This is a genomic window from Micromonospora sp. H61 (assembly GCF_018070325.1).
Taxonomy (GTDB): domain Bacteria; phylum Actinomycetota; class Actinomycetes; order Mycobacteriales; family Micromonosporaceae; genus Micromonospora; species Micromonospora salmantinae.
Map to the genome: position 1 here is coordinate 1 of NZ_JAGPXY010000123.1, position 9,555 is coordinate 9,555.

Below are 9,555 nucleotides of genomic sequence, written 5' to 3' on the forward strand. Positions count from 1 at the left end.
CCCGCGGCCGGGCGGGCCGGCCTCCCCGCCCCGCACGGCACGTCAGCCCTTCACGCAGACCACCTGCTTGAGGTGCGCGACCACCTCGACCAGGTCCTCCTGCTGGGCCATCACCTCGGTGATGTCCTTGTACGCGCCGGGGATCTCGTCGACCACCCCGGCGTCCTTGCGGCACTCCACCCCGGCGGTCTGCACGGCCAGGTCCTCCGTGCTGAACGTCCGCTTGGCCTGCGCCCGAGACATCCGACGCCCCGCCCCGTGCGACGCCGAGCAGTACGCGTCGGTGTTTCCCCGCCCCCGCACGATGTACGACCCGGTGCCCATCGACCCGGGGATGATGCCCAGGTCACCCCGGCCGGCCCGGATGGCGCCCTTGCGGGTCACCAGCACGTCCACCCCGTCGTAGCTCTCCTCGGAGACGTAGTTGTGGTGGCACGAGATCGACTCGTGGAAGGACACCTGCGGGAAGTGCTCACGCACCACACCGCAGAGCAGGGCCAGCATGACCGCCCGGTTGCGCCGCGCGTACTCCTGCGCCCACCAGAGATCCCGCCGGTACGCGTCCATCTCCGGCGTCCCGGCGAGGAACACGGCCAGGTCCCGGTCCGGAAGGTCGGCGTTGTGCGGCAGCCCTCGGGCCACCCCGATGTGCCGCTCGGCCAGCTCCTTGCCGATGTTGCGGGACCCGGAGTGCAGCATCAGCCAGACCCGTCCCTCGTCGGCGCCGCCCTGCTCCAGGCAGACCTCGATGAAGTGGTTGCCCCCGCCGAGGGTGCCGATCTGCCGCTGCGCCCGCGTCTCCAGCTGCGCCACCCGCCGGTCCAGGCCGGCGAACCGGCCCCAGAAGTCGTCCCAGCCGGCCTGCTCCAGGCCCCGGATCCGACGCGTGTCGACCGAGTCCTTGCGCTGGGCGAAGCCGACCGGAATGGTGGCCTCGATCGCGGAACGCAGCCCGGCCAGGTCGTCCGGCAGGTCGGCGGCGGTCAGCGAGGTACGGACCGCCGACATCCCGCAGCCGATGTCGACGCCGACCGCGGCCGGCGAGACGGCCTGCCGCATCGCGATCACCGAGCCGACCGTGGCGCCCTTGCCGAAGTGCACGTCGGGCATGACGGCGACACCCTGCACCCAGGGCAGCGCGCCGATGTTGCGCAGCTGCTTGGCGGCCTGCGGCTCGATGGCGTACGGGTCGGTCCAGACCCGGACCGGTGCCCGGGTACCGGCGAGGGGGGTGAATCCCATCGTGGTCTCCTTCTGTGGTGCGGTGACCGTTAATGATCGTATTTGGCGGCCAGCGGCGGTGCGCGGATACGAAAGGGCCGCCCGATCCCGGTGGGATGGGCGGCCGGCGGACGCGTCAGCGTCGGCGTCAGTCGCGCCACCCCGGCTCGTTGCGCCGCGCCGGGCGGTAGGCACGGGTATTGGCGGTGAGCTGCAAAGGGGTGCCGGTGGAGAGCAGGCGCCGGCGGGCGTCGGTGCGGACGCGTCGCGACATGGCGTACTCCCCTCGGGTGTGATCGGTCGACCTTGCACCGACGACAGTAGGAGGGCTGCGGCGCGTCCGCAATGGATATCGCCGCTAGCCGTAGTGCAGACTCGCGGGCATGGTGGAGACCTCCGTGCGCCTGCTGCGGCTGCTGACTCTCCTGCAGGTGCGCCGAGAGTGGTCCGGCGCCGAGTTGGCCGAACGGCTCGCCGTCACCACCCGCACGGTACGCACGGACGTGGAACGGCTGCGGGTGCTGGGCTACCAGATCGAGTCACACCCGGGGGTCGCCGGCGGCTACCGGCTCGGCGCCGGGTCGGCGCTGCCACCGCTGCTGCTCGACGACGACGAGGCAGTGGCGGTGGCCGTCGGGCTCCGGGCGGCGGCCGGCGGCTCGGTGACCGGCATCGAGGAAACCTCGCTGCGGGCGTTGGCCAAGCTGGAGCAGTCATTGCCGTCACGGCTGCGGCACCGGGTGGACGCCCTACGCTCGGCGACGGTCTCCGCCGCGGGCGGTGGCCCGACAGTGGACGCCGACACTCTCACCGCCGTCTCCACGGCCGCGCACCGTCGGGAGCGGCTGCGGTTCGACTACGCCGGCCATGACGGCACGGTCAGCGTGCGCGACGTCGAGCCGTACCGTCTGGTCTACACCGGGCGCCGGTGGTACCTGCTGGGGTGGGACACCGACCGGGCGGACTGGCGGACGTTCCGCGCCGACCGGATCCAACCCCGGGTGCCGACCGGCCCCCGCTTCGCGCCGCGGGAGCCGCCAGGTGGCGACGCGGTCGCGCACGTGCTGCACGGCGTCGGCTCGGCGGCCTGGCCACACCCCGCCCGGGTACGCCTGCACGCGTCGGCCGAGGCGATGGCGCGACGGATCCCCACCACGGCGGGCCTGCTGGAGGCGATCGACGAGCGGACCTGCCTGCTGCACACCGGCGGCGAGTCGCTGGGCAATCTCGCCGCCTTCCTCGGCACCCTGGCAGTCGACTTCGACGTGCTCGACCCACCGGAGCTGCGCACCGTCGTCCGGGACGTCGCCGCCCGGTTCGCGCGCGCCGCCGAGCCCGCGCCGGGGCGAGTCGCGGTTCACCCCGGCGCGGACGCGGCAGTGCAGCTATGACTGCGGAACCAGCCGGAAGGACTGCGCCGCGGTGCCGTTGCAGGTGTACTGGATGAGCTGGACGCTGTCCGCTGTGGACGCACCCGGCACGTCGAGACACTTGCCGCTGGAGCGGTTGACCAGGCGGTAGTAGCCGCCGCCCTCGGGCTCGGCCCGCCACTGCTGGTTGTTGCCGCCGCTGTAGGACCAGAGCTGAATCGGCGCCGAGTCGGCGGTCGACCGGTTCGTCACGTCGAGCACCTGGGCGCTGTTGTTGCGGTTGTTGACCCGCAGGTACCCGCCGCTGGTCGGCACGAACTGGTACTGCTGCGCGGTGCTGCTGTTGCACACGTACTGCTGGATGGCCGTGCCGTTGGCGCTGGCCGCGGCGCGGGCGTCCACGCACTTGCCGCTGGCCCGGTTGACAGCGGTGTGCCAGGCGGTCGGCGAGATGCCGTCGGACGGCGGGGGCGTGGTCGGCGGGACGGTGCCCACGCCGGCAAGCCAGTGCAGCCCGTCGATCAGCAGCTGGTTCTGCTGCGCGCTGTCGAACGTCGACGACAGCCCGGTGTTGGTGCTGTAGTTCATCTCGTTGTGCCCGAAGTTGGCGTAGAGCATCTTGTACTGCCGGTTGCTCCAGACGAGCGGGTAGTAGCCGCCGTACCAGGACTGGTTGGGGTCCGTGCCGACCGGGAAGCTGGACGGGTCGACCGAGGCGAGGATGTCGATGTCGGGGTTCTGCCGCAGGTCGTTGCTCCAGGAGTACCACTCGCTGATCGACGACGGGAACGTCGCCGGGAGGTTCCGGGTGGCGGCGTGGGTGCGGTTGTCGGCGCGCATCGTGACCCGGGTGGGTCCCCAGGTGTTCGTCTGGAACGAGCCGGTGCCGAGGAAGGTGTTGTAGTACCAGCTCCAGCTCGACGGGTTGGTGGTGAACGCGCTGACGTGGAAGCCAAACCACGCCCCGCCGCTCTGCATGTACTGCTGGAACGCGGCGCGCTGCGCGGTGGGCGGCGCGTCGTCCAGGAACATGACGACCTTGTACTGGGCCAGGTTGGCGGTGTTCAGCAGACCCCAGTTGTTGGTGGCCTCCCAGGAGAAACCGTGCTGGGCGGCGGCCTGCGGGAACCAGGCGCGGGCGTCCTTGACGAAGTCGATGTGCGCGGCGTCCCAGGTGCCGTTGTAGAAGGCCAGGACCTTGAACGTCGGCGCGGCCTGCGCACTGCGCGAGGCGTTGACCGCGAGACCGGCGGTCAACGCGACGACCAGGGCGACGAACAACGACAGGATCCGTCTGGTACGGGAGGAGAGTTCTGCGATCACCTGATCGTCCCTTCGGTCGGGACGCGCGCCGCCGCGTCGAAGTGCATCTGTTCACAAGGTTTACAGATAGATGAGAGATTATGCGCTCCGGTTGGGCGGCGTCAATCGCGGGGCGACCGATCGGGTGGGATTCCTGCGTCAACGGGTACCCCGGCCGGATGACCAGCCCGGACGCCGTCGACGTCGACCAGCCGCTCGCCGAGGACGTACCCGCCGCACCGCACGACGCCAGCGGCGAGTGGGTGCCGACCCGCGACCTGGCCGGCCTCGCGCCGCCGGCCCGGTCGGCACGCCGCTGGACCCCGAGCCGGGTGGTGGCCACCCCCGCCGCCCTCGACCACCCGCACGGCCAACGGATCGTCGAGCGGGTGCGGGCACTCGGCATCGAGGTGGAACACCTGCGCGCCAACCGGCTCACCGGGGTACGCGGGCAGACCGACCGGGAGACCTACAACCGGGCCAAGTCGACGATGGCGATCGTGGTGAGCCCACCCTCGCGGCGCGTGCTGCAACCCATCGCGCCCAGCGCGGACTGGCGGGTCGACCTGGCCGAGGGCTGCCCGGCGCACTGCCAGTACTGCTACCTCGCCGGATCCCTGTCCGGCCCACCGGTGACCCGGGTGTACGCGGACCTCGACGACATCCTGGCCGGGCTGGCCGCGTACGCCGGGCGCGGCACGGTGACCAGCCGCAACGCGCGGCGCGCCGACGAAGGCACCACCTTCGAGGCGTCCTGCTACACCGACCCGCTCGCCCTGGAGCACCTGACCGGCAGTTGGCGACGCGCGGTGCGGCACTTCGCCGACTGGGACGCCCCCGTGCAGTTGCGCTGGACCACCAAGTACGCCGACGTGGACACCTTCGTGGGGCTGCCGCACGCCGGCCGGACCCGGGTCCGGTTCAGCGTCAACTGCGCCCCGGTAAGCGAACGGTTCGAGGGTGGCACCGCCCGGGTGCCGGACCGGCTGGCCGCGCTGCGCCGGCTCGCCCTCGACGGCTACCCGGTCGGGCTGACCATCGCGCCGATCATCGCGCTGCCGGACTGGCGGGAGCGCTACGGCGAACTGCTCGACCAGGTCCGCGCGGCCGTCGACGGGGTGCCGGACCTGGACCTGACCGCCGAGCTGATCACCCACCGGTTCACGCCGGGCAGCAAGGAGGTGCTGCTCGGCTGGTACCCGCGTACCCGGCTGGAGATGGACGAGGAGTCCCGCACCCGCAAGCACGGCAAGTTCGGCGCGGTGAAGTACGTCTACCCGCGTGAGCAGATGACCGAGCTGCGCGACTGGTTCACCGCCGAACTGACCGCCCGCGTGCCAGGGTGCCGGATCCTCTACTGGACCTGACCTCGCGCCCCCGGGCGGGTCAGCCGACCGAGGAGCGGGCTACCGGGGCGGCGAAGAACGTGTCCGGGTACGGCTCGTCGCGCAGGCTGTAGTGCCACCACTCACGGTCGTAGTTGACGAACCCGGCGTCGGTCATCAGCCGCTGCAACAACCGGCGGTTCTCCCGAGGCGTCCCGGTGATGTTGGGGTCGGCGGTGTGCGCCCGCGAGTCGAAACAGTCGAAGCCCGTACCCATGTCGATGCTGTTGTCCGCGAAGCGCTGCCCGCGCGGCGCGGTGCAGGCGACCAGCGGTTGCCCCACCCGGTACGGAGGTTGGCTGGCGGCGGGCTCGTCGACCAGTGTCAGGTCCAGGGTGCTGCCGCGGCTGTGCGCGGTGGGCGCGCCGATGTAACCGTCGGCGAAGAGCCGGTTCTTGGCCAGGTCCGGGTAGAACTCGGCCTTGGTCTGCTGCTCATCGGGGCGCTTCGACCAGGCGACGAAGTCGTCCACCGCCGGTTGCGGGCGGTAGCAGTCGTACACCTTGAGGCTGTGCCCACCGGTCAGCGCGGCGTCCTGTACGCGGCGCAACGCCTCGGCCGCCTGCCGGGTGAGCAGGCACAGCGGCTCGCGGTAGCCGGTGATCGGTCGGCCGACGAAGTTGTGCGGTGTGGCGTACCGGATGTCGGCGTGGATGCGCGGGTCGAGGTCGGTCAGCACCACGAACCCCGGCAGCGGGGCTGCCACCGAGGTGGACGGGGTCGGCGCGGGTGTGGGGCTCGCCGACGTCGGCTGCGGCGCTGGGCGGGGCTCCGGCCGCGAGCAGCCGCCGAGCAGCCCGGCGAGCGCGAGCACGACGGCCAGGCGGTGACGCACGAGTCCTGTCTATCAGCCCGACCAGGGTCACCATCCCAGGATTCAGTTGGTCCGCCGACCGAAAGTAACCGGAAAAACTCCGGAACTTTTCCGCAACTCCAGCGAAGCTTCGAACGGCCTGGCATGTCGTCAACCCCTACCGGTGAGGCAAGATGACGCGTGGAACGGGCACGCCGTTTCGGGACACACGGTGGGCGACGCCTGATGGTCGCTCCTCCGGCTCGGTGAAGGAGACGCGGGTGGGCGCGGACGACGGACGCAGGGTGACCATCACCGCGATCGCACGGGAGGCCGGGGTGTCGGTGCCGACCGTGTCACGGGTGCTCAACGGGCGCTCCGATGTGGCCCCGGACACCCGGGAACGGGTTGAGGAGTTGTTGCGCCACCACGGCTACCGGCGTCGCACCAGCCGCAGCGTTCGCCGTGCCGGTCTCGTCGACCTGGTCTTCAACGACCTGGACAGCCCCTGGGCCGTGGAGATCATCCGGGGTGTGGAGGATGTCGGGCACGGCGCGGGCGTCGGCACTGTGGTCTCCGCGATCCACCGGCAGCCCACAGCGGCCCGGCAGTGGTTGCAGAACCTGCGCACCCGGGCCACCGACGGCGTCATCTTCGTGACCTCGCACCTGAGCCCGCCGCTGCACGCGCAGCTGCGTCGCCTCAACGTGCCGGTGGTGGTCGTGGACCCGGCCGGCGTGCCGGCCATGGACGTGCCGACGATCGGCGCCACCAACTGGGCCGGCGGGCTCGCCGCTACCGAACACCTGCTCGCGATCGGGCATCGGCGCATCGGTTTCGTGGCCGGGCCGACGCACCTGCTGTGCAGCCGGGCCCGGCTCGACGGCTACCGGGCCGGGCTGGAGGCCGCCGGGGTGCCGGTGGACGACAAGCTGATCTACCCGGGCGACTTCTACCACGCCTCCGGGTTCGCCGGCGGGACAGCGCTGCTCGACCTCGCCGACCCGCCGACCGGCATCTTCGCCTCCAGCGACCAGATGGCCTTCGGCGTCTACGAGGCCATCCGGCGCCGCGGGCTGCGCGTGCCGGACGACGTGAGCGTGGTGGGGTTCGACGACCTACCGGAAGCCCGCTGGGCTTCACCGCCGCTGACCACAGTGCGCCAACCGTTGGTCGAGATGGGACGGTTGGCGGCCCGGACCGTTCTGCGCCTGGCCCAGGGCGAGGGCATCGACTCGCCCCGGGTGGAACTCGCCACCGAGTTGGTCGTTCGGGACAGCACCGCCGCCCCGCTGACCGGGTCGCCCGCCTCGACGTGACGGCCGGAACTGCGCCGGAAACCGGTTGGACCCGTTCCGGTCCGTTCCCGAAAATTCCGGCGAGGCCGCGCCCGACCGAGATTCACCCACGGCCGGCGCGGTGAGCGACCGACGGCCACCCACCGCGCCGCACCGTCAGTGGTGGTGCCAGCGGACGGCCTTGCGGATGGTCACCGGCAGTGCGGGCGCGCCGTCGACCGGCGCCGGGTCCTCGGCGGTCGGCGCCACTCCCCCGGCGGCGATCCGGTCCAGCGTGGCCAGGCCGGCACCGTCGACCTCGCCGAAGATCGTGTAGTTGGGGCGCAGCGCGGAGTTGGCGTAGACCAGGAAGAACTGGCTGCCGTTGGTGTCCGGCCCGGCGTTGGCCATGGCCAGCACACCCCGGGCGTACACCCGGCGCTCCCCGGTCGGGTCGGTGGGCGCGGGCGGCAGGTCGGTCGGCAACTCGTCGCGGTACCGGTAGCCCGGACCGCCCTCACCGGTGCCGGACGGGTCACCGCACTGCAGCACGCTCAGCGTCGGGTACGCGGTGAGCCGGTGACACGGGGTGCGGTCGTAGAACCGCTTGTTCACCAGGTGCAGGAAGCTCTGCACCGTGCACGGCGCGGCGGCCCGGTCCACTGTCAACCCGATAGGCCCATGATTGGTCGCCAGGGTCACCCGGACGCTGCCCCGGGCCGGGGTTCGTCGCGGGTCGGGCGGCAGCGTCACCGGCCGGGCGGCTGGTTCGTCCGGAGTCTCGGTGTACGCGCACGGACCGTGGGTGGTGCGCGGCGGTCGGGTGGCGGTGTCGACAGCGGCGGGCGGCGCGGCGGAGACGCGCACCGTGTCGGCCGACGGGCCCGGGGCGGCGAGCGCGGTGGCGGACGAGCCGACGACCAGCGCCCCGGCGAGCACTGTCACCCCCGCGAGGCGGGTCAGGGCGCGCACCGGCCGGCGGGGTGCCGCCAATGCGGGGCGCGGTTCGAGTTCACTCGACACAGGGATCCTCCTGGACTGGTGGTGCCAGAAAGACCGGAGTCTATGGATGGCAGCGCCCGATGTCGATCCGTCAGGGCATCCGGCGGCGACGCCGCCACAGCAGGCCGCCCAACAACGCCACCACCGTCGCGCCGCTCACCGCGGTCACCGACCAGAGCCACTCCGAGCCGGTACGCGCGGGCCCACTGGCCGCCGCCGGTCGGGGCGCGCCGGGTGCCGCCAGCGCGGACGGCGCCGCCGACGGGGTGGCGGTCAGCTCGCCGGGTTCGACCAGCCGGCCCACGGCGGCGTCCCGGTGCAGCGTGAAGCCCCAGTCCAGGAGGGCCGCGCCCTGCTCCCAGCCGCGTACCGGTGCCGATTCGGCGCCCAGCACTGTCACCACCAGCCGCCGTCCGCCGCGTTCCGCCGCCCCCACGTAGGTGTGCCGGGCCAGATCGGTGAAGCCGGTCTTGCCGCCGAGCGCCCCCGGGTACCGGTAGATGAGCTGGTTCTCGTTCTGGATCTCGAAGCCCTTGGTGCGTTGCGCCGGCTGGGGCGGAATCGACGTCTGCTCGGTCAGCGCGTACCGGCGGAAGGTCGGCTCGGCGAAGCAGGCCCGGGCGATCAGCGCCAGGTCGTACGCGCTGGTGAACTGCCCCGTGCCGTCCAGCCCGGACGGGGTGACCGCGTGCGTCTGGAGCGCGCCGAGGTGGTGCGCCTGCTCGTTCATGGCCCGCACGCCGGCGGCGCTGTCCGTTCCGCTGCCGAGTCGGGCCAGCGCGTTGGCGGCCTCGTTGCCGGAGTTGAGCAACAACCCGAGCCAGATGGTCTCGATGGTGTACCGGCCGCCCGCGACCAGCCCCACGGCCGAGGAGCCGGGTTCGATGTTCATGTCCGCGTCGGTGACGGTGACCGTCTGCTTCGGGTCGAGCTTGGGCAGCATGGTGGCCGCCAGCAGGAGCTTCTGCACGCTCGCCGGTGTGCCGTACTCGTGAGGGCCGCAGCCGCCGAGCACCTGGCCGCTGTCCAGGTCGGCGACCAGCCACGACGTGGCGGTGACCCTCGGCGGCGCGGCGACGCCGGCCGGCATGACCAGGCCGGCCGTGTCCAGCGCCGCGCCGCCGATCATCCGCTGCTCACCGACGGCCGGCGGGGGCGACGGCCGGGGTGGGCGGGACGCCGCTGGGGCCGGGACCCGGGGGCAG

The 9,555-nt window shown here is 72.3% G+C and carries 9 protein-coding genes; 3 read left to right on the forward strand and 6 right to left on the reverse strand.

From position 1 onward, the window contains the following. Positions 1 to 42: 42 nt before the first annotated feature. Complete coding sequence (locus tag KBX08_RS31495; protein ID WP_210787414.1) at positions 43 to 1,242, reverse strand: RtcB family protein; 1,200 nt, start codon at positions 1,240 to 1,242, stop codon at positions 43 to 45. A 127-nt stretch (positions 1,243 to 1,369) separates the two neighbouring features. Then, positions 1,370 to 1,495 carry a hypothetical protein gene (locus KBX08_RS34530; protein ID WP_255750691.1) on the reverse strand — a complete coding sequence of 42 codons (126 nt, stop codon included), beginning with the start codon at positions 1,493 to 1,495 and terminating at the stop codon, positions 1,370 to 1,372. A 109-nt stretch (positions 1,496 to 1,604) separates the two neighbouring features. Here KBX08_RS34530 and KBX08_RS31500 point away from each other — a divergent pair, with 109 nt between their 5' ends. After that, positions 1,605 to 2,612 carry a YafY family protein gene (locus KBX08_RS31500; RefSeq protein WP_210787415.1) on the forward strand — a complete coding sequence of 336 codons (1,008 nt, stop codon included), beginning with the start codon at positions 1,605 to 1,607 and terminating at the stop codon, positions 2,610 to 2,612. Here the strand turns inward: KBX08_RS31500 and KBX08_RS31505 are convergent. Beyond that, positions 2,607 to 3,914 carry an RICIN domain-containing protein gene (locus KBX08_RS31505; RefSeq protein WP_307850702.1) on the reverse strand — a complete coding sequence of 436 codons (1,308 nt, stop codon included), beginning with the start codon at positions 3,912 to 3,914 and terminating at the stop codon, positions 2,607 to 2,609. The two genes, KBX08_RS31500 and KBX08_RS31505, sit on opposite strands and share 6 nt — an antisense overlap. 158 nt (positions 3,915 to 4,072) lie before the next feature. Here KBX08_RS31505 and KBX08_RS31510 point away from each other — a divergent pair, with 158 nt between their 5' ends. Continuing rightward, complete coding sequence (locus KBX08_RS31510) at positions 4,073 to 5,260, forward strand: spore photoproduct lyase family protein (RefSeq protein WP_210787416.1); 1,188 nt, start codon at positions 4,073 to 4,075, stop codon at positions 5,258 to 5,260. Between the two features lie 19 nt (positions 5,261 to 5,279). Here KBX08_RS31510 and KBX08_RS31515 read toward each other — a convergent pair whose 3' ends face one another. Beyond that, positions 5,280 to 6,113, reverse strand: coding sequence for a M15 family metallopeptidase (locus KBX08_RS31515; RefSeq protein ID WP_307850703.1), 834 nt, complete (start codon positions 6,111 to 6,113; stop codon positions 5,280 to 5,282). A gap of 239 nt (positions 6,114 to 6,352) precedes the next feature. Between KBX08_RS31515 and KBX08_RS31520 the strand changes: the two genes are divergently transcribed. After that, complete coding sequence (locus tag KBX08_RS31520) at positions 6,353 to 7,390, forward strand: LacI family DNA-binding transcriptional regulator (RefSeq protein WP_210787417.1); 1,038 nt, start codon at positions 6,353 to 6,355, stop codon at positions 7,388 to 7,390. Between the two features lie 135 nt (positions 7,391 to 7,525). Here KBX08_RS31520 and KBX08_RS31525 read toward each other — a convergent pair whose 3' ends face one another. Both KBX08_RS31525 and KBX08_RS31530 read right to left on the reverse strand, forming a co-directional pair. After that, entirely contained in the window at positions 7,526 to 8,371 is an 846-nt protein-coding gene (locus KBX08_RS31525) for a peptidylprolyl isomerase (protein ID WP_238689596.1), read from the reverse strand. A gap of 70 nt (positions 8,372 to 8,441) precedes the next feature. Further along, positions 8,442 to 9,555: D-alanyl-D-alanine carboxypeptidase family protein (locus tag KBX08_RS31530; RefSeq protein WP_247670399.1), on the reverse strand; the 1,114-nt coding region annotated here is incomplete at its 5' end.

What these genes read in the sequence shown, in the direction of transcription:
- KBX08_RS31495 (WP_210787414.1), bottom strand. Translation starts at nt 1,242, where the DNA reads ATGGGATTCACCCCCCTCGCCGGTACCCGGGCACCGGTCCGGGTCTGG.
- KBX08_RS31510 (WP_210787416.1), top strand. Translation starts at nt 4,073, where the DNA reads ATGACCAGCCCGGACGCCGTCGACGTCGACCAGCCGCTCGCCGAGGAC.
- KBX08_RS31500 (WP_210787415.1), top strand. Translation starts at nt 1,605, where the DNA reads ATGGTGGAGACCTCCGTGCGCCTGCTGCGGCTGCTGACTCTCCTGCAG.
- KBX08_RS34530 (WP_255750691.1), bottom strand. Translation starts at nt 1,495, where the DNA reads ATGTCGCGACGCGTCCGCACCGACGCCCGCCGGCGCCTGCTCTCCACC.